The sequence below is a fragment of the Halorussus rarus genome (assembly GCF_003369835.1).
In the GTDB taxonomy this organism is placed as follows: Archaea; Halobacteriota; Halobacteria; order Halobacteriales; family Haladaptataceae; genus Halorussus; species Halorussus rarus.
In genome coordinates this window covers 1266759-1286346 of record NZ_QPMJ01000001.1, presented here as the reverse complement: position 1 = coordinate 1286346, position 19588 = coordinate 1266759, and the positions used below count along the sequence as shown (strand labels likewise).

Below are 19588 nucleotides of genomic sequence, written 5' to 3'. Positions count from 1 at the left end.
CTTACCCCCCGCCCTCGAACAGTAGTCCGGCGCGGCAGTCGCCGCAGTACTCGAAGACGCTGTGCTCGGAGTCCGGCGCGAGACCGGCGACCATCCCGCCGACCTCGCCCTCGATCTTCGCGGCCGACGCCTCGCTGGCGAACGGGTCGCCGCAGCGGACGCACTCGCGCATCTCGCCCGCCATCACCGTGGTCCACGCCGGGTCGTCGGGTTCGCCGTCCGCGCCGGCGACCTCCCCGCGGTTCTCGGGCAGCAACGACAGGTCGAGGCCGTCCCGCATCGTGATGGCGGTCTCGGGACACCCCTCCTCGCAGAGCCCGCAGTCGACGCACCGCTGGTGGTTGAACTCCAGGTTCCCCTCGCGCCGGCGGACGGCGTCGGTCGGGCAGAGGTTGGTGCAGGTCGGCGTCAGCGCGCAGTCGTCGCTCACCGCCATCCGGCCGAAGTCCGACAGGCCGCGGATCACCTCGCGCTCGGGGTCGGCGTGCTCCAGGATCGCCCGGACGCTCTCCAGCGCCCAGGCGTGGTTGTCGAACGCGGGGTTCGTCCGGTCCTCGCCCGGAATCTCGCCGGTCGCCTCGTGATCGCCCGCCGGGACCGGCGACTCCGCAAGCGACCCGACGAACGCGTCGAGCGCGTCGGCGAACCCCTCGGGGTCGCCGGGTTCGGGCGCGAGGAAGGCCGCGCGCTCGCCCAGTCCGAGGTCTGCGGTCGCCCGATTGACGCGCTCGACCAGGTCGGCCTTTGGGTCCGGCCCGGAGTGCCGGCAGTCGCCGCCGCACCCGACCACCGCCACGCCGTCGGCGCCGGCCGCCAGCGCGTGCATCGCGTGGGCCTCGCCCACCGTGTCGGCGCAGGACACCGACACCGGCAGCATCGGATGGTACTCGAAATCCTCGCCGTCGGCGGTGGCGTCGCGACCGTACCGCCGGAGCGCCCGGCCGGCCCGCTCCGAGCAGACGAACGCCACGACCTGCTCGCCGATGGGGTCGCTCCCGCCGAACAGCCAGCCGCCCGACTCGGGCGGTTCGAGTAGCGCCTCGACCTCCCGGGCGATGCGGCGGTTCGAGGGCTCTCTGAGCCAGGTCGCGCCGGTCGGGCACGCGCTGGTGCAGGCCCCGCAGTCCTGACAGGCCACCTCGTCGAACGCGACGTCGTCGATGCGCGGGCGCTCGACCGCGCCGTGGGGGCAGGCCTCGACGCACTCGTTGCACCCCATCTGGCTCGATTCGCCCGACGCGCAGACGTCCATGTCGAGGTCGAGGTGCTTGGGCTTCTCGACGCCGCCGAGCAGGTCCTCGACCGCCGCGACGGTTCCGGCGTCGACCGGACCGGTGTAGAACCCCAGGCGGCCGCCCCGCGTCTCTGGGTCGGCGTCGGGGTAGACCACCTGGTCGGCGGCGATGGTGCGTTCGACGCCCGCCAGGTCGATGGCGTCGGTCGGACAGCACTCGACCCACGCCTCCTCTCCCGACGCCTCGTCGGCCGCCTCGGGCGTGACGTCGACCGGGCGCCGGGTGACGCCCTCGTCGGGGCCGCGCCGGACGCAGTCCATGCAGCCGATGCAGTCGTCCGTGACGCGACTTTCGAGGACCAACTCGAAGTCGCCGTACCGGCCGTCGACGTCGCCGACGCGACCGCGCTCGACGGTCACGTCGTCGAGGTCCGCGTCGACGTCGGCGAGCTCCCGGCCCTGCGCGACCAGGGTCACGTCGGCGGTGTCGGCCAGCGCGGCCGCGGTCCCGGGGTCGCCGACGACCGCGACCGACTCGCCCGCCTCCCGGGAGACCGACCGCGAGACCGCCCCTTCCTCCAACCCGGCGACCCGGGCGTCGAGGAGCCGAGCGGTCTTCTCGGTCGCCGCGGGCTCGTCGTGGACCCAGCCGGCGCCCTCGCGGTGGTCGACGAACGCGGCCGCCTCCGGGTGGAGCCCCTTCTCGACCGCGAGGTCGCGGAACCGGCGCTTGCAGCGGTCCTCCGCCGCGGTCACGACCAGCTGGTCGAGGTCGTACTCGTCGACCACCTCCGCCATGGCCGGCAGGCCGTCCTCGCAGAGCAGTTCCGAACTCGCCACCACGTCCACCTCGTCGACGCCCTCTCGAACCCCTTCGAGGTCCACGTCGCACGACTCGCCGCACGAGCAGACGAACGCCCCCGTCTTCATGCCCGTACTGATACACTACTCTCTGTCAAAGGTCTTGCGCAGCGTCAACATCCGGCACGGCAGTCCCACCGTCGACGACGTGTCCGGAAACTGTCCCTACCACCCGAACTTTAATAATTGTTTGAATTGAATACGGTCTAGGTATTGGCGGGTGCTGACAATGCACACGCCACGGGGGTACCATGAGCACCGAACCTACGGAGCCAGTTTCACTCGACCTCGACCGCCGCTCGTTCGTGAAGGCGAGCGCGCTGGCGGGTGCGGTCGCACTCGGAGGCAGCGCAGCGGGACAAGTACTCGCGCAGGACGAGGGAGGTGAGGAGGACCCCGAGGGGTCGCTTGGCCAGACCGAGACGGTCAAGACGATCTGCAACTTCTGCGCGGTGGGCTGCGGCTTCAAGGGCGAGCGCAAGGGCGACGCGTTCGTCGGCCAGGAGCCGTGGCACGAGCACCCCGTCAACAACGGGTCGCTCTGCTCGAAGGGCGCGGGCATCTACGGCAGCGAGCACTCGCCCAAGCGGCTCAAGCACCCGCTGAAGCTGGTGAACGGCGAGTGGCGGAAGGTGTCGTGGGACGCCGCGATGAGCGAGGTCGGCGAGAAGCTCAACACCTACCGCGAGGAGTCGGGCCCGGACAGCGTGATGTGGCTCGGTAGCGCCCACCACAGCAACGAGGAGGCCTACGCCTTCCGGAAGCTGGCCGCGTTCTTCGGGACGACCAACGTCGACCACCAGGCCCGGATCTGCCACTCCACGACGGTCGCTGGGCTGGCGAACACGTGGGGGTACGGCGCGATGACCAACACCATCAACGACTACCGGAACTTCGACCTGGACATCATCATCGGGCAGAACCCCGCGGAGGCCCACCCGATAGCGATGCAGCACATCCTCGAGGGCCAGAAACGGGGGGGCAAGATCGTGGTCATCGAACCCCGGTTCACCAAGACCGCGGCCCACGCCGACCACTTCTACCGGCTCCGGCCCGGCACCGACACCGCGCTGATGATGGGGCTGCTGCGGTACCTCCGCGACCAGGGCGAACTCGACCGGCAGATGCTGAACGAGCGGGTCAACGGCTGGCCCGACGTGGAGGCGAAGCTCGACCGGTACGACCTCGAGACCGTCGCGGACATCACGTGGATCGACCCGGCCGACATCCGCGAGATCGGCGACCTGGTCATCGAGAACAAGCCCAGCGTCCAGATCGAGTGGGCGATGGGCGGCACCCAGCACAACAACGGCACCCAGCACATCCGGTCGTACGCGATGCTGAGCCTCGCCTCCGGGTCGGCGGCCCGGTCGGGCGGCGGCCTCCAGGTGATGCGGGGCCACTCGAACGTGCAGGGCGCGACCGACCTCGGGCCGAACAGCCACATCCTGCCGGGCTACTACTCGGTGAGCTCGCCCGCCTCCTGGGGGTACTGGTCGCAGGTCTGGGACAAGAGCCCGTGGACCAGCGGGAGCACCTCGTTCAAGGACCTGTACAACCGGTACGACACGATGTCCCGGCAGAAGTGGACCGAGCAGGCGGGCGAGGCCACCTCGACGTTCCAGTTCCAGGGCAGCGAGGTCGACAGCCGGTCGATGATGTTCCAGAAGGGGCTGACCGTCGCCCGGTGGTTCGAGGCCGCGCTCCCCCAGGAGGAGCGGCTGGGCGAGTCGGAGCTCTACCAGCCCAACCGGCTCCGGGCCGCGGTGTTCGACGGCCACTCCGCCAACTCCATCAGCGAGATGGGCAAGCAGAAGCGGGCGATGGAGAACCTCGACCTGCTTGTCATCGTCGACATGTTCCCGTCGCTGGCGTCGGTGATGGCCGAGCGCGACGACGGCGTCATCATCCTGCCGGCGTCCAGCCAGTACGAGCACCACGGCACCGTGACCAACTCCCACCGGTCGGTCCAGTGGCGCAACCCGGTCCGGCCGCCGAGCCACAACTCCAAGCCGGACATGCAGATCATCCAGGAGCTGGCGGCCGAGCTCGGTCACGGCGAGCACTTCGACTGGGGCGGCGGTCCGGAGCTGTTCAGCGGCAAGGCCACCTACGAGCAGTGCATGAAGGAGATCAACCTCGGGGTCCGGACCATCGGCTACCAGCAGGACCCCCAGCGGCTCCAGCGCCAGTACGAGTACGACTACGCGTTCAGCACCGAGGACCTCGAGGCCAAGTCCGGCCCGGTCGAGGGGGAGTACTGGCAGCTGCCGTGGCCGTGCTGGGGCCGGGGCCATCCGGGGACGCCCATCATCTGGCGCGACGACCTCGACCCGCGGGAGGGCGGGCAGGACTTCCGCGCTCGGTGGGGCACGACGGCGCCGACCCAGCAGGAGTGGAACGAGATGGTGAACGCGGGCGACGTGCCCGACGACAAGGAGTACCCGTTCCAGAACACGGTCCAGCAGCAGGGCCAGGAGGGGCTGAACATGCTCCGGGCGCCGTACAACCCCGACTGGTGGGACGGCCAGAACCCCATCCGGGGCGTCCCGCAGTACCCCGGGTTCTCGACGGTGTGGCCCCAGGACATCCAGAATCCGGACAAGCTCTCGGTGCCGTACGAGTTCGCGCTCCGGGAGGACAAGTCGGTTCTCGACACCGCGAGGCGGCTCCAGCAGATGCGCCAGAACGGCACCGTCATGCCGCCGGGCGCGGCGTCCGGCATCGATCCGGCGGACTACCAGCAGTACGACTTCAAGCAGCCCGACGCCCCGACGGGACGCGGCCGGGCCCGGGCGGTGGCGTGGAACTTCCTCGACACCGTGCCGGTCCACCGCGAACCCATCGAGAGCCCGCGGCCGGACCTGGTCGAGCAGTGGCCCGCGAACGGCGCCCAGACCAACTTCTTCCGGCTCGACCAGGACAACGCCGCGCTCCAGCAGACCGCGACGACCGCGGCCAACGAGCAGGGGATGGACACCATCATGACGACCGGCCGGCAGGTCGAGCACCAGGGCGGGGGCTCGGAGTCGCGCTCGAACGTCTTCCTCGCCGACCTCCAGCCCCACATGTACGCCGAGATCCACCCGAAGAAGGCCCGGACCATCGGCCAGGACCAGCAGGGGGTATCGGCGGGCGTCGAGGGCGGTGACATGGTCATCGTCCAGACCACCGACAGGGGGTCGGTGCTCGTGAAGGCGCGTGTGACCCACCGGCCGAACCCGCGGGAGATCTTCCTGCCGTTCCACTGGGGCGGCGTCTTCCACGGCAAGAGCCTGGAGGACGAGTACCCCGACGGGATGGCCCCGTTCGCCATCGGCGACAGCGCGAACATCGTCACCTCGCGGGGGTACGACGTCGAGACCCAGATGCAGGAGACCAAGCCGGCGATGGTGCTGGTCAAGAAGGCGACCGAACAGGAGCTCAGGAACCTCAACATGTGGGAGGACGGCCAGATGGTCGGCTTCGACGCCGAGTTCCCGCAGGACCGCGAGGGCGTCGGCACGCAGAAGAACTTCGACGTGCGCGACGGGGAGACCACGCTGTGAGGTGACCAAGGATGTCCAAACAACAATCTCAGAACCAGCAGGGGTCGAGCAGAGAGGTCATGCGGACCGGCGTGAAGGGGACCGGCGAGGGGACGCGCATCTTCCCGGACGTCGAGGCCTGCATCGACTGCGGCGGCTGCGTCGTCGCGTGCAAGCGCACGTGGGACGTGCCCCGAGACGAGCAACGTATCAGCATCGCGACCATGATGGAGGGCCAGGAGGCCGCCGAGGGGCTCAACGCCAACAGCGGCCAGGCGCTCCAGCAGGGCCAGAAGCCCGGCGAGACGTCGATCCCGATGCAGTGCTACCACTGCGAGAACGCGCCGTGCGTGTCGGTCTGTCCCACCGACTCGCTGATCAAGACGGACGACGGCTTCGTCGACGTGCGCGACAGCCTCTGCGTCGGCTGCCAGTACTGCCTGTCGGCCTGTCCGTTCGGCGCGCCCCAGTTCCCAGAGGCCGACGACGGGAGCGCCCGGTTCGTCGGCAACGGCGACGTGATGGACAAGTGCACGATGTGTGAGGAGCGCCAGTCCGAGACCGGCAAGGGCCCGGCCTGCGCCGAGGAGTGCTCGACCGACGCCATCCTGGTGGGGAGCGCCGACCAGATCGCCGACGAACTGGAGCGGCGCGGGTCGGCCCCGTTCTTCAACGACGTGGCGATGGAGATCATCTTCGGCGACGACGCCGAGGTGTTCGGCGGATGAGCGACCGCGACGCCGGGCGGTCGGCCAGCCGGGGCGAGACCGCCGACGAGTCGGCGCGCGACGTGCCCGACGACGGCGACACGGCTCGGTCCGACCCCGAGACCGCCCGGTCCGACGCCGCGATCGGCCGGACCGCGCCGGACGACCCGCCGGGCCGCGACCCGGATGAGGGCGGCGACGGCGACGACGGCGCGGGCCTCACGGGCGCCGCCGCGGTCGTCGTCGCGGCGGTAATCGGCCTGGGCGTCACCGCGCTGACGTACCTCTGGGTCGACGGCTTCTTCGGCGGGGAGGTCTTCTACGAGCGACTGTTCCGGGTCGCGCCCACGGTCTCTGGCGGGGGCGTCGGCAGCGACTGGGTGTTCGGCAACACCGTGCCGGTGCTCGACGCGGCCATCGCCATCGTCCACGCCGCCGACGTCATCATGGGGGTGTTCATCCTCGGGATGGTGTTCGTCCACTGGGCGATATTCCGGCGGCTCGCCCAGCGCATGCGCCCGCCGACGGGCCGGGAGGCCGGCGACGCCGTCGCGACCGACGGCGGGCGCGGCGCCTCCGGGACGGACGCCGGAGACCCACCGGGTGACGGCGGCGAGAGAAACGCAGTCTCTCGGACGTCGGAAGCCGAGCGAAACGAGTCGTCCGGACGCGAGCGGGGAGGTGACGGTCGATGACCAACCTCGACCACGGCAAGTTCACCCGGACGACCACGGTGTTCCACTCGCTGCTGGCGCTCGACGTGTTCGCGCTGTTCTTCACGGGCTACTCGGTGATGTTCAACGACGAGCTCTGGTGGCTGGTCACGCTGATGGGCGGCAACGTGGGCGTGCTCGCGGTCCACCGGCTCGCCGGCCTGGGGCTCGTGGCGCTCGTGGCGTTCTGGATCGTGCTGACTATCATCACGCCCGGCGGACGCCGGGGCGTTCGCGCGGCCATGCCCTCGAAGGCGGACGTCGACGCCGCCGTCCAGGACGTGCAGTTCGCGCTGGGACGGGCAGACGAGCGCCACCCCAACGCCCGCCAGTTCGCGGGCTACTCCGCCGACGAGGTACCCCTGCTGAGCTACGTGGGGAAGGGCGTCGTCTGGATCTTCGCGATAGAGCTGGTCCTGCTCATGGTCTCGGGGCTGCTCGTCTGGAACAAGGTCGGCCTGATGGAGTACCTCGCGACCAGGACCGCCGCGATAGCGTTCGTCACGTTCCACGGCCTGCTCGGGGTCATCATGCTGATGGGCGTGATGTTCCACATCTTCGAGCACGGCTTCCACCCGGCGTTCTACCCGGTCGAGCTCAAGGCGTTCGTCCCGACCGACCTCGCGCCCGGCGACCACGGCGAGCGCGAGAGCGGGGATCACGAAGGAACGGGCATCGAGCTGCTGACTCTCTCCGAGAGCTGGAACTGGGCCGCGAACGTGATGGGCGCGTTCGTCGTCGTCGGCATCGCAAGCGTCCTGCTCGGCAGCATCTTCGACGAGGGGTACCCGGTACCACGCGAGATCGCCATCGGCGGCGGGCCGACCGACGCGCTGCTGACGGTCGGCATCAACGTCGGCGTCCTGGTGCTGTTCGTCGGCCTCGTCCTCTCGATGTACGGCAACGTCCTCCGGAAGCGCTACGAGGCGCAGGTCCGCGAGGAGCGCCGCGAGCGCCCGGTAGCCGACGGGAGCGGGAAGACCGGCGACGACTAGCGCGGCTCAGGCGTCGTCCTTCCCGTCGAACGCGGGGACGCACTTCCCGTATCCCTCCTCGTACGCCCGGTCCTCGAGCGACCGTATCTTCTCGTTCTCGGCGTCGGTGTACGCGGCAACGTCGTCGGGATGGTCGGACGCGGTTTCGCGCTTTGCCCGCTCGTACTCGGCCCGCGCGTCGGGGTTGTCCCGGAGCAACTCCCGGAACACCAGGTGGTCGCGCCAGGTTTCGGCCGCCCGCGGGCGGAGGTGGATGACGACCGGTTCGACCTCGGTGCGCGAGAGGACCGGCCAGTCGGGGTCGTCGCGCCGACGGTCGTACCCCCACTCGACCAGCGCGTCGGCGGCGTCGCGGGCCGCGCCGTAGTCCTGGTAGACCGCGAGGACGTCCACCACGGGCTCGGCCGCGAGGTCCTCGACCGCGGTGCTGCCGACGTGGAAGACGCCCAGCAGCCCCTCGCCGGAGGCGGTTCGGATGCGGTCGCGCTCGGTCGCGAATCGCTCGCGCCACGCGGGGTCGTGGTCGACGAGGCGGACTCGGACACACTCCGCGTAGTTGCGACGGACGTGAGTGTCTTGCCCCCGACCGCGCAGCGCCCGCTCCGTGGCGCGATTCCCACCGGCCGCCGAACGCCCAGAGCATCCGGAACGACCTCACCCGACCAGCTCGGCGCTCTCGGCCGAGAGCTCGACCGTCACGTCCTGCCGGGTCTGCTGGCTGATCTGGTCGAGGTTGCGGGTCAGCACCTCCAGGATGTCGGCGGGCTCGGGGTAGACCAGCATGTTCTGCTGGTCGTCCTCCATCACGAGCTGTGTGTCCGTGAGGGTGATGCGGTCGTTCTCGATGCCGGCGACGACCGCGGGCAGGACCTCCTCGCCGCCGGGGTCGCCCTCCGCGACGCGGGTGACGTACAGCGAGTCGAGCCCGATGAGGTCCTTGTACTCCCGGATCTGCTCGGCCAGCGCGACCATGTCCTCCGTGATGGCCGTCTTCTCGGGATTGCCGTGGGTCCCCTCGTAGCAGTGCTTGCACACCCGCAACTCCATGCGCATACGTCACATGCGGCGCCGTCGCTAATGACGGTTGCGCCTGTAGGGGCTGCGTGGCACCCCGAAGGGTCGCGTTACTGACGGCATCCGGCCAAAACGGGCGAAATCCTTACTATCGCGGCGGTCGAAATCCATGTGATATGTCAGCACTGCTCGACACCGTCTACAGCGCGGTGATTCTGCTGGTCGCCGTCGGCGGCATCGGGTTCGTCTTCTACGCGACGGGCGGCTACGGTTCGGGGGACGGCGACGGGAGCGCGGGGTGGACGCGGTGGGCACTCGGTCTCGTCGTCGCGGCGTTCCTCGCCGTGATGGTCGGCGGACTGGTCACGTAGCGACGCCGCGCGGTTCGACCGGCCGCGGAACCATCATTCGTCGAACAACGCCGTAAACCCGAGCGACAGCCTTCGAAACGCCTGTTCTCGCGCTCCGATATCGACTCGCTCGGTCGTCTCGCTCGCCCCAATTGTATATAGCTAAATGGGATTTACACGGCGGAGATTCGACGTCGAACAACCCAACCCAAACAGATATGTCTCGAAGCTGTCGTCAGAATCCTCCGAAAATCGCGGTCCTGCTGACGGGCCGACTCGGCGCCCGCCACTTTCACCCCGAACCGGACGGCGAATCGAGAGCGATTCGCCAGCGGGCGGCCACCCCGCCGCCGAGACGGCGCCACTTTCACTTTCACCGCGAGTATGGCCGAGCGTTAAACCCGTCTCCAATTTATCTGGAACCGGAGAGGTACGATGACGGCAGGACCCCACACGCCACGGCTTCAGACGGGACTGACGGTGCTCGACCGACCGGCGCGGCGCTCGCCAGCGCTCCACCGGCTCGCGCTCGCCGAACTCGCCGAGCGCGACGGCGCGGTCTACTGGCTCGACGCCCGCAACGAGGCCTCGACCTACGCGCTCTACGACCTCGCGCCGAGTCGCGCTCGCTTGAGCGACGTCCGGGTCGCCCGCGCGTTCACCGCCTACCAGCACCACGAGCTGGTCCGGGAGGTGGCCCGCACCGCCGGGGACGCCGGTCTGGTTGTCGCGCCGTGCGTCGCCTCGCTGTACCGCGACGACGACGTGCCCGAGTGGGAGGCCGCCGACCTGCTCGAGTCGTCGCTCGCGGTCCTGTCCGGCCTCGCCGAGAGCTTCGACGCGCCGGTGCTGACGACCGCGGACCGCGACGCAAGCGGGCCGTACGCCGACCTGCTGGCCGACCGCGCCGACGCCGAGATCGAGTGCACCCGGACCGACGCGGGGCTGAAGTACGTCGCCGACGACTTCGAGACGACCGTCTACTTCGACGAGGGCTTCTGGCAGACTACCATCCCGTACTGGGTCGAACTGCTCGGTGCGGTCGTCGAGGACGACCCCGCGGTCGCGGCCGAAGCCGTGAGACTCGCCGACCGCGTCGGGGTGTGAAGATGGGTCGGACCAACCCCACCTTCCGGGACTTCCTCGACCGCTACGAGGACGACTGGACGGCGTACCGCCGGGGGCTGCGACGCCGGCACAAGCCCCACTTCGACCGCCTGTTCGAGCGCGCCCGCCGGCACGCCGACGCCGCGTCGTACATGAACGCGACCGACCCCGAGATCGCGTTCCTCGTGTCGGTGGTGCTCGCCCAGGAGGTCGAACTCCGCGAACTGCGCGATAGAGTCGACGAGTAGCATGGCGTTCAAGATCGACGTGACCGACGAGGCGGTCGTCGAGTGGTCGCGCACTCCCGACGGGGGCCTCCGGACCCGGCGGACGACCGACTACCGGCCGACGATGTACGTCTCGGGTCCCGACGGGCCGCTCGCCGACCTGCGGGCGGCGCTCGACGACGACCCGAAGGTCGCCCGCACCGAGTCGGAGGACTGGTACACGCGGCTCGACGCCGCCAGGCGAGACGCGGCGAACGGCCGGACGAAGTCCGACGATTCGGACGAACGCGAGACCGTCGTCCGCGTCGACCTCGGCCGTCCGAGCGAGGTTTCGACGCTGGCGCGGGAAATTCGGGGCGTTCACGAGCGGGGCGCCTACCCGCCGGGCACGTTCCGGCTGTTCAACGTCGACCTCTCGCCGCAGTTCCGGTACTGCGTCGAGACCGGGACCGACCCCGCGACCCCTGAGTCGGTCGACCTGTCGACGCTGTCGCTGCGCATCGACCGCAAACGGCTCGCCGACGGCGACCTCTCGAAGCTCGAGATCGACGGCGAGCCGCTCCGGGCGACCCCGGACGTGTTGCTCGAGATACTCGACGGGCGACTGGCCGAGACCGACCCCGACGTCCTGATCGTCAACCGCGGCGAACTGGTACCGCTACTCTACGAGGCCGCCGCGGAGTGCGGCCGCGAGAACTTCGAACTCGGCCGGACCCGCGAGGGCCGGTCGGGCCACCGGAAGCTCGCGGGCGAGAGCACCTACGAGAGCTACGGGCGGGTGGGCCACTCGCCCGCCCGGTACGATCTGCCGGGCCGGGCGCTCGTCGACACCTCGAACAGCTTCCTCTGGGGCCACGGCGGGCTCGACGGCCTGCGGTACCTGACCCGCCGGTCGGGCAAGCCCCTCCAGGAGGTAGGATGGGCCAGCATCGGCAACGTGCTGACCGCCGTCCAGATCCGGGAGGCGCTCGACCGCGGCGTGCTGATCCCCTGGAACAAGTGGCGGCCCGAGTCGTTCAAGGACGTGAGCACCCTCCACGCCGCCGACCGCGGCGGGTTCACCTTCGCGCCCGAGGTCGGGTTCCACGAGGGCGTCCGGGAGGTCGACTTCGCGTCGCTGTACCCCCGCATCATCTGCGAGTACAACGTCTCACCCGACACGGTGCTCTGTGACTGCCACGCCGACCGCGCGGACGTGCCCGAACTCGGCTACAACGTCTGCGACGAGACGGGGTTCCTCGTCGACGTGCTCGAACCACTGCTCGACGACCGGGCCGCGATGAAGGAGACGATCCGGGCGAGCGAGCGAGCAGGCGGCGACGCCGACGACGATCCGACGCCGGACGAGGCGGCGCGAGCGCGCCGGGTCTCCAGCGTCATCAAGTGGATCCTGGTGTCGTGCTTCGGCTACCAAGGGTACCGCAACGCCAAGTTCGGCCGCATCGAGTGCCACGAGGCCATCAACGCCGTGGCCCGCGACGTCCTCCTGCGAGCCAAGGAGACCTTCGAGGCCGGGGGCTGGGAGGTCGTCCACGGCATCGTCGACAGCCTCTGGGTCGTCCCCGCCGACGACCGGGAGTCCGCGGACCTCTCGACGCTGACCGGCCGGGTCAGCGACGAGGTCGACATCCCGCTCGAACACGAGGCGACGTACGACTGGCTCTGCTTCGTCCCGCGGCGCGACTCCCGGGCCGGCGCGCTCAACCGCTACTTCGGGAAGGTCGCGCCCGAGGCCGACTGCGGCGACGGTGCCGGCGAGGGCGACGGGAAGGCCGGTGACGGCGCGAACGGCGACGGCGATGCCGACCCCGAGTACAAGCTCCGGGGCATCGAGGCCCGCCAGCGCAGCACCCCCGCGTTCGTCGAGCGGGTCCAGCGCGACCTGCTCGACGCTCTCGACCGCCACCGCGAACCGGCGCCGGTCTGCGACGTGCTGAAGCGCCGGCTCCGCGACCTCCGCGCCGGCGAGGTCGCGCCCGACGACCTCCTGATAACCCGGCGAGCGTCCAAGCGCCGGGAGTCGTACGACCGCCGGACCCGGACCGTCGCCGCGCTGACCCGGGCCGAGGACGCCGGTCTCGACCCCCAGCCCGGCCAGTCGCTGGACTTCCTGGTGGTCGACGACGACGCCTCGCGCGAGCGCGAGCGCGTGCGACTCGACTTCGAGGTGGACGGGACCGAGGAGTACGACGCCGAGTTCTACGCCGACCGGCTGCTCCGGGCGGCCGAGAGCGTGCTCGCACCGCTCGGGTGGGACGAGACCCGCATCCGCCGCTACCTCCGGGACGTCGAGGAGATCCGGCTGTCGGCGTTCGGCGGATAGCCCGATAATTTCCGGGGCGGGATACGTTTATTGCGCTCGCGTCACAGCTAGAATTGAATGAGGATGAGGCTAGGCGAACGTTCAATCAGTCCGGTGGTCGGGGTCGGGCTGCTGGTCGTCATCGTCGTGGCACTCGCTGTGGTCTTCATGGCGGCCGTCAGCGGCGTCCGGCTCTCTCCGGCCGCGCCGCAGGCCGCGACGGCCATCCGTTTCGAGGCGACGCTCGACGACGCGACGGGGCAGACGACCCAGCACATGCTCCTCCGCCACGAGGGCGGGGACGCCATCGACCCCGGGGACCTGAAGGTCGTCGTCCGCGCCGGCGACCGGCGGGTCGTCGACCCCGACGTCCTCGGCGGGGGCACGCTGTCGGGCGGCGCCGCGGTCACGTACAACCTCACCGACGCGGACCTCTGTTCGGGCACGGCCGACGAGGCGACCGTCGACGTCTACCACGAACCGAGCGGCAAACCCCTGGCCGAGCAGACCATCCGCATCGAGCGCAACGCCTCGTTCGACGTGGTGGACAACGCGGTGAAGTCGAACACGCCGTACGAGGCGACCGTGACGATTCCCGGCAGCGGGTACGCGACGCTGGAGGGGTCCTACTACCTCTACTGGCCCATCGAGTCGCGAATCGTCGTCTCCGGTCCGAGCACGTCGCGCTCGCTGACGCCGTTCCCCGACGGCGACCCCGACGACGCGCTCACCGACACGACGGTCGACGACATCAACAACCCCGTCCACTCGTTCCCGATGACCTACGAAACGGACCGCATCCCGTCGGACGCGAGCGTGACGGTCGAGATGAAGTCCTACGTCTTCGGCGGCGACCACTCGAAGATACAGGGAGAGGGCACCTATCGGTCGTACGACGGGAGCCAGTACGAAGAGGCCCACGTCCCGCTCGACAACCCCAAGCGCGTCATCGACAGCAGCGATCCTGACGAGGACAACGTCGAGATACTCCGGGACGGCGACGCGGTCCCCTCGTGGGGAACCTCGAGCCCGCACCAGGACTCGCTGAAGGACCTCCTCCAGAGTAGGATCGACGACGGCGGGAACCTCGTGCTCGAGGACGACGAGTTCGTGGCCGTCTTCGAACTCAACGAACCCGCAGACAGCGGCGACTTCAACGACGTGGTGGCCGTCATCGAACTCGACCCGAGTCCGACGTACAAGCAGACCGACCGGGGCCAGAAACTCGTCTGCGGGAACTGACGCCGGGCCGAGCCGACGCGAGAACGGCTGACTCGCTGATTCTCTGGATTATTCCTCTCGGAAATCCGGACGCTTCGGACTGGCCGTTAGATATAGCAGGATGAGATTTACGAGGCCGAAATCTGACGCGAGTGTTCGGAACTGGCGAGTCGAAATAGTCGAGAGAGACGCGGACGTGCCGCGGAGAACCCGGCTACAGCACCGAGTAGACGTGCTCCTCGTAGACCTCCCTGACCCGGTCGCCCCAGTTGTGGGTGTAGGTGTCGATGATGTCCTCGGCCACGTCGCCGCGCAGGTACTTCACGATGCCCCTGTCGCCGGTCCTGTCCCGGAGGTGGGTGGTGAAGAAGTGCCGGAAGTAGTGTGGTGTCACGTTCTCCTCGGCGCCGCCGCCCCGGCGGTACCAGCCTGCTTCTCGGGCGTGGGTCTCGACGGCGTTGCGGACCATCTGGGGCGTGAGCCGCCGGCCCCACTCCCGGCTGGTGCTGACGAACAGCGGCTCTGCGTCCGAGATCGCGTCGGGCCGGACCGCGAGCCACCGGGTCAGGACGGTCGCGAGCTCCTCGTCGACCGGGACGACGGTCGCCCGCTTGCGCTTGTTCGCGGCCGAGCGCACCTCGCCGTTGACCGAGTCGCCCCGGCCCACGTCGCTGGCGACGAACAGCGAGTCGCCGCGACCGTCGAGTTGCGGTCGCGTGCCGAGCCGGTACGCCTCCGCGGGATCGCCCGAGAGCCGGAGGTCCCGCAGATCCAGGTTGCAGAGTTCGCCCACGCGCATCCCGGTCTTGAGCAGGGTGACGACCGCGGCCCGTTCCAGCGGGTGAGTGATACCGGCCACGAACTCCCGCATCTGCGGGATCGATATCTCCCGGCGGGTGGGGTCCTTGTCGACGGTCTCGTTCATCTCCTCGACGACCAGCGCCATCGGGTTGGCGTCGAACGCGCCGACCTGGGTCATGTACTCGTAGAACCGGTGGAGGTAGGAGGCGTAGGTGGCGACGGTGCTCTCGGCGAGGTCGCCCCGGAGGCTGTGGACCCACGCCATGCACTCGCGCTGGGTGGCCTCGCCGACCGCGAGCGACGCGCCGCCGGGGTTCCGGTCGGGGTCGCCGACGAACGACTCGAACTCCCGGAGGACCCGTTCGTAGTACTCCCGGGTGCGCTCGCTCTTGCCGTGGAACCGGAGATCCTCGAGGAAGTAGCCAACGGGGTCGTCGGGGTCGGCGTCGCCCGCGGTCCGGCTACTCGCCATCGCCCACCACCGTGTAGCCGCCCCGGCGGCCGCTGTACTGGACCCGGTTGTCGTTCTGGAGCCGCTGGAGGGTCTCCTCGAGTCGGTCCTCGAAGTCGCCGGCCAGCTCCTCGACCAGTTGGTCCCACGACAGATATTCGCCGGAATCCAGAAGGTCGAGGAGGCGGGTTTCGAGACCGTCACCCCCAGGGGAGGACCCCTCAGATTCCCCCTCCGCGCGATTCTCCGACGACACCGTTTCCGATTCGAGCCCGAACCCGCGTCTCCCGGCCTGTACCATTGTTCTGACGAACTCGCTCTGGCTCATGTCCAGTTCGTCAGCGTGTCGCTTCCACTCGTCTTTTTGATAAGTCGGCACGAACGTCTTCACGACCGCCCGGTCGGTGTCGGCGTCGTCGCTCATCGGTCGTTGTTCCCGTCTCACCCCCGGTACATCAAGTTGTCCCATCGGGGCAAATAAGAGACCTTATCTCCTGTAGTAGTGCCATAATGCCGCCGAAAGTCAGTACTATCCAGCGAGATATTCCGGTTCAACGGCCCGTTAAGAGAGATGAATAACTATCGAGGGAAGGTACCACACAGAGAGATTACGTATCTGCCGCACGTGGAGGTGCGTCAGTCGAACAGTCGGAACTCGGTCAGCGCGAACGGCCTTCTCTCGGGATACCGGCGCCGTCAGGTGGCGGTGGGATGCCAATCCGTTCCAGTTGCTTCTGATTCAACACCGCCGGCGCGTATTCGAGACGCGTCTGGGCTATCGCATCTTTCGGTCGGAGCCTGTTGTCGTGGGCGGCCCGGTGAGAAGATAGACGGGAGAGGCCGTCAGTCGCCGCAGCACCCGTCGAGCACGTTGAGGGCGGCCCGGAACAGAGACGGAGTACGGAGTCGCTTAGCGCATCTCGTGGCGCCGAGAACCGGCGGGGCTCTCCGTCACGGCCTAGCGATTCCGGTCGTACCGGAGACAGTTTCCGAGTTCGGCGACGAAGACCGCAACTGCCACGGCAGCCGTGGTCCCAGGAGGACGCGTACCGCGGACCGCTACTCTCCCGGGCCGATGGACGAGGCCGGCGTTTCCGCCGGCCGATAGGCCACCTCGGAAGCTTCAATCGATGTCTAAATGTAGATCTGGTAATGCTATTGGTGGTTCTGTCCGAGAACGCCGTTCGACGCCACCTCCATAAATCATATCCCGATATATCCATGGGCTGGTGCAGCGGTCGTCGGACGGCCCGTGATGGGGCCGATTGCGAAATCCCCCGCCAGCCGGCCGTCTGCTCGCTATTCGTCGAGTTCGACGAAGACGCCGTGATTCCCGTACAGGTCCTCGAAGTGGACGTGAGTGCCCGACTCGTCGGCCTCCGGTTCGCCGGTGAACTCGACGCCGCGCTCGCGGAGCGTCTCGTACGTCCGGCGGACGTCGTCGGTGTAGAACACGAAGCTCAGGTAGCCGCCGGTCTGGTTCCCGACGAGCTCGCGCCGGTCGTCGTCGGCTTCCATGAGCCACAGCGCGACCGACTCCCGGCCCGGCGTGCCGACGTGGAGGGCGCGGAACCCGTTCTCGAGTTCCCTGTCGGCGATGGCCTCGAGACCGAGCGTGTCGGTGTAGTACTCGAGCGCCTCGTCGTAGTCCTCTACGAGCACGGTCATCCGGCCGAGCGTCGGGGTCATAGTCTTCGGGAGGACCGCGGTCGGAATGAACGTTCCGCTGCTGAGGAGTGACCGCCGGGGACGATAACACCGCGCTCGCACGAAGCGGACAGTTGGCGGTAGATGCGCCGACGCCCGGTCCTCGAAGCAGTCGAACCGGTACGACCCCGGTCAGTAGATCGCCATCTCGGTCTCGGCCCGCGCGAACAGGTCCTTCACCCGCTCGGCCGCCGCGCCGCTCTCCTCGTAGTTCTCCATCAGCACCGTCTCGCTCGGGAACAGTTCCTCGCCGACGACGAGACCGTGGTCCCGGGCGGTCGACCCGGTCACCGTGAGGTAGACGCCCGCGCCGGTTTCGGCGATGGCGGCCTCCTCCTCCTCGTCCTCGTCGGGGTACGTGAACGCCAGGGTCTCGGCGTTGCGCGTGCCGAGCACCGCCTCGACGAGGCGCTCGTACCGGGGCGAGATGCAGAGCTCGCCCTCGTAGTTCCGCAGGAACTCCCGGGAGGGACTTGCCTCCTGAGGGAGCGTCTGGGGCGTCGCCATCAGCGTGTGGTACACCGTGTCGCCCATCCCGGCGACGACCCGGACGTCGGTGTCGTGAGGGTCGATGCGGGCGTTCACGTCGGCGATGCGGGTCAGCGGGTCGGGCCGCAGCTCGACGACCTCCTCCAGCACCAGGTCGGCGCTGTCGAACCCGAGCGCGAAGTCGTGCTTCCGGAGCGCGCGGAACGGCTCCTCGCGACCGACCAGCCGGAGATCGGCTCCGCCCGCCGAGACGGTGACGCTGTCGAAGACGATCCGCCGGGGCTTGCCGGCCCGGTCGTCCCGCAGGAGCGTGAAGTCGGGCCGCGCCGGGTCGCTCAGGTCGCTGTAGTCGGCGAGGCGTTCGTAGACGTCGCGGTCGGGGGTCTGATCGCCCTTGGTGACGGCCTTCTCGTAGCGCAGCGTCGAGACGATCTCGTCGGCGACGCCCTCGGCGTCGGCCTCCGCGGCGACGCGCTGGAGAACCACCTCGAGCGGCCGACCCTTCCGGGGCACCGCGATCGGAATCGTGTCGGTCATTGCTCGTCCAAAGGTGAACCGAGAGTAAACGCGTTACGTTCGCGGTATTCGGTCGTGCGGGACGATATCGTACCCTTCCCCGCGACCCCCGACCGGCGATTCACTCGCCGTCGACGCCGGCGAACTCGAAGCGAGCGCCGCCCTCGGCGCTTTCCGTGACGCGGATCTCCCAGTCGTGGGCCTCGGCGATGCGCCGGACGATGGGGAGGCCGAACCCGGTCCCGTCGGGTCGGGTCGAGTAGCCGCCCTCGAAGACGCGCTCGCGGTCCTCCGGCGGGATGCCCGGCCCGTCGTCTGCGACGAAGAAGCCGGCGTCGAACGCGCCCACGACGACGGTTCCGCCGCCGTATTCGGCGGCGTCCTGGCGAGCTTGCGAACGAGGGCTCGTCGAGCCGTGCTCGACGGCGTCATCGACCGACGACTGATTGCCAGTGAAACCGTGCTCCACCGCGTCCTCGTGAGCCTGCGAACGAGGGCTCGTCGAGCCGTGCTCGACGGCGTCATCGGCCGACGGCCGATTGTCCGTGGAACCGTGTTCCACGGAGTTGCGGAACAGGTTCTCGAACAGCGCGCGGAGGCGTCGGCCGTCCGAGACGACGCTGCGGTCGGTCTCGATTCTCAGGTCCATCGCCGGCGTCTCGACGGTGGCCCACGCCTCCTCGGCGACCGAGCCGAGGTCGACCGGGGTCGGGTCGTCGACCGTGTCGCCGCGCCGCGAGAGCGCCAGTACCTCGTCGACGAGCCGCTCCATGCGGTCGTGGGCGTCCTCGACCGCCTGGAAGTGGCGCTCCTCGCCCGACTTCCGGGCGAGTTCGAGGTGGCCCTGCGCGACGTTCATCGGGTTCCGGAGGTCGTGGCTGACGATGCTGGCGAACTCGTCGAGCCTGTTGCGCTGCTCGGCGAGCTCGTCGGTGCGCTGCTGGAGCCGGCTGTAGTAGAGCCCGAGCAGGCCGCCCGCGAGCGCGCCGACCGCGACCTTCGTGAGCACGATGGACGCGGGCTGGAGCATCCGGCGACCCTCGACGGTCTGGAGCAGCGACGTCCACCCCGCGAGCAGGCCCATCGCCGCGCCGCCCGCGAGGCTCCAGCAGCAGACCACGCCCACGAGGTCGGCCGGAACCTCCGCCGTCCGGAGCCAGACGCCGAGGGCGACGACGAACAGCGCGAGCCCGATGGGGACGCCGAACCGGACGACCTCCGAGGCGGTCAGCCGGCCGTCGACGGCGACGTAGCTCACCGAGGCGGCCAGCAGTCCGCCGCCGAGACCGACGACCGACCACCGTCCGAGCGGGACCGCGCGACGGGTCGCTACCGATACGTCCGACGGCGAAAACATGATCGTGGG

17 protein-coding genes are annotated in these 19588 nt (G+C 69.2%); 9 read left to right on the top strand and 8 right to left on the bottom strand.

Features of this window, described 5'->3' with window-relative positions:
- Position 1: 1 nt before the first annotated feature.
- Positions 2-2164 carry a 4Fe-4S dicluster domain-containing protein gene (locus DVR07_RS06190; protein ID WP_115795871.1) on the bottom strand — a complete coding sequence of 721 codons (2163 nt, stop codon included), beginning with the start codon at positions 2162-2164 and terminating at the stop codon, positions 2-4.
- 182 nt (positions 2165-2346) lie between these two features.
- Between DVR07_RS06190 and DVR07_RS06185 the strand changes: the two genes are divergently transcribed.
- From DVR07_RS06185 to DVR07_RS06170, 4 genes are read left to right on the top strand one after another with little or no spacing between them, the layout of a single operon-like run.
- On the top strand, positions 2347-5643 hold the full coding sequence (locus tag DVR07_RS06185; protein WP_115795870.1) for a molybdopterin-dependent oxidoreductase: 3297 nt from the start codon (positions 2347-2349) through the stop codon (positions 5641-5643).
- A gap of 59 nt (positions 5644-5702) precedes the next feature.
- A complete protein-coding gene (locus DVR07_RS06180) occupies positions 5703-6350 on the top strand; it encodes a 4Fe-4S dicluster domain-containing protein (protein ID WP_115795869.1) in 648 nt (215 codons plus the stop codon).
- Positions 6347-7024, top strand: a complete 678-nt coding sequence (locus DVR07_RS22345; RefSeq protein WP_240147443.1) for a hypothetical protein — start codon at positions 6347-6349, stop codon at positions 7022-7024. The genes DVR07_RS06180 and DVR07_RS22345 overlap by 4 nt, the downstream gene beginning before the upstream one ends.
- Entirely contained in the window at positions 7021-8037 is a 1017-nt protein-coding gene (locus DVR07_RS06170; RefSeq protein WP_115795868.1) for a cytochrome b/b6 domain-containing protein, read from the top strand. The genes DVR07_RS22345 and DVR07_RS06170 overlap by 4 nt, the downstream gene beginning before the upstream one ends.
- 6 nt (positions 8038-8043) lie before the next feature.
- Here DVR07_RS06170 and DVR07_RS06165 read toward each other — a convergent pair whose 3' ends face one another.
- On the bottom strand, positions 8044-8631 hold the full coding sequence (locus DVR07_RS06165; RefSeq protein WP_115795867.1) for a GrpB family protein: 588 nt from the start codon (positions 8629-8631) through the stop codon (positions 8044-8046).
- Between the two features lie 60 nt (positions 8632-8691).
- On the bottom strand, positions 8692-9090 hold the full coding sequence (locus tag DVR07_RS06160; protein ID WP_115795866.1) for a hypothetical protein: 399 nt from the start codon (positions 9088-9090) through the stop codon (positions 8692-8694).
- Positions 9091-9227: 137 nt separating this feature from the next.
- Here DVR07_RS06160 and DVR07_RS06155 point away from each other — a divergent pair, with 137 nt between their 5' ends.
- From DVR07_RS06155 to DVR07_RS06135, 5 genes are all read left to right on the top strand, one after another.
- Complete coding sequence (locus DVR07_RS06155; protein ID WP_115795865.1) at positions 9228-9422, top strand: hypothetical protein; 195 nt, start codon at positions 9228-9230, stop codon at positions 9420-9422.
- Between the two features lie 414 nt (positions 9423-9836).
- Positions 9837-10508 carry a hypothetical protein gene (locus DVR07_RS06150; protein WP_162829457.1) on the top strand — a complete coding sequence of 224 codons (672 nt, stop codon included), beginning with the start codon at positions 9837-9839 and terminating at the stop codon, positions 10506-10508.
- Between the two features lie 2 nt (positions 10509-10510).
- Complete coding sequence (locus DVR07_RS06145) at positions 10511-10756, top strand: hypothetical protein (protein ID WP_115795863.1); 246 nt, start codon at positions 10511-10513, stop codon at positions 10754-10756.
- 1 nt (position 10757) lies between these two features.
- Complete coding sequence (locus tag DVR07_RS06140) at positions 10758-13058, top strand: type B DNA-directed DNA polymerase (protein ID WP_115795862.1); 2301 nt, start codon at positions 10758-10760, stop codon at positions 13056-13058.
- A gap of 57 nt (positions 13059-13115) precedes the next feature.
- Positions 13116-14279 carry a type IV pilin gene (locus DVR07_RS06135; protein ID WP_115795861.1) on the top strand — a complete coding sequence of 388 codons (1164 nt, stop codon included), beginning with the start codon at positions 13116-13118 and terminating at the stop codon, positions 14277-14279.
- 193 nt (positions 14280-14472) lie between these two features.
- Here DVR07_RS06135 and DVR07_RS06130 read toward each other — a convergent pair whose 3' ends face one another.
- The 5 genes from DVR07_RS06130 to DVR07_RS06110 all read right to left on the bottom strand — a co-directional run bounded on the left by DVR07_RS06130 (position 14473) and on the right by DVR07_RS06110 (position 19579).
- Entirely contained in the window at positions 14473-15531 is a 1059-nt protein-coding gene (locus tag DVR07_RS06130) for a tyrosine-type recombinase/integrase (protein ID WP_115795860.1), read from the bottom strand.
- Complete coding sequence (locus tag DVR07_RS06125; RefSeq protein WP_115795859.1) at positions 15521-15934, bottom strand: DUF5805 domain-containing protein; 414 nt, start codon at positions 15932-15934, stop codon at positions 15521-15523. The genes DVR07_RS06130 and DVR07_RS06125 overlap by 11 nt, the downstream gene beginning before the upstream one ends.
- 875 nt (positions 15935-16809) lie before the next feature.
- On the bottom strand, positions 16810-17199 hold the full coding sequence (locus tag DVR07_RS06120) for a VOC family protein (RefSeq protein WP_115795858.1): 390 nt from the start codon (positions 17197-17199) through the stop codon (positions 16810-16812).
- 150 nt (positions 17200-17349) lie between these two features.
- Positions 17350-18243: a hypothetical protein gene (locus tag DVR07_RS06115; RefSeq protein WP_115795857.1), complete on the bottom strand. Its 894-nt coding sequence runs from the start codon at positions 18241-18243 to the stop codon at positions 17350-17352.
- Positions 18244-18343: 100 nt separating this feature from the next.
- Complete coding sequence (locus DVR07_RS06110) at positions 18344-19579, bottom strand: sensor histidine kinase (RefSeq protein ID WP_115795856.1); 1236 nt, start codon at positions 19577-19579, stop codon at positions 18344-18346.
- Positions 19580-19588: the final 9 nt, after the last annotated feature.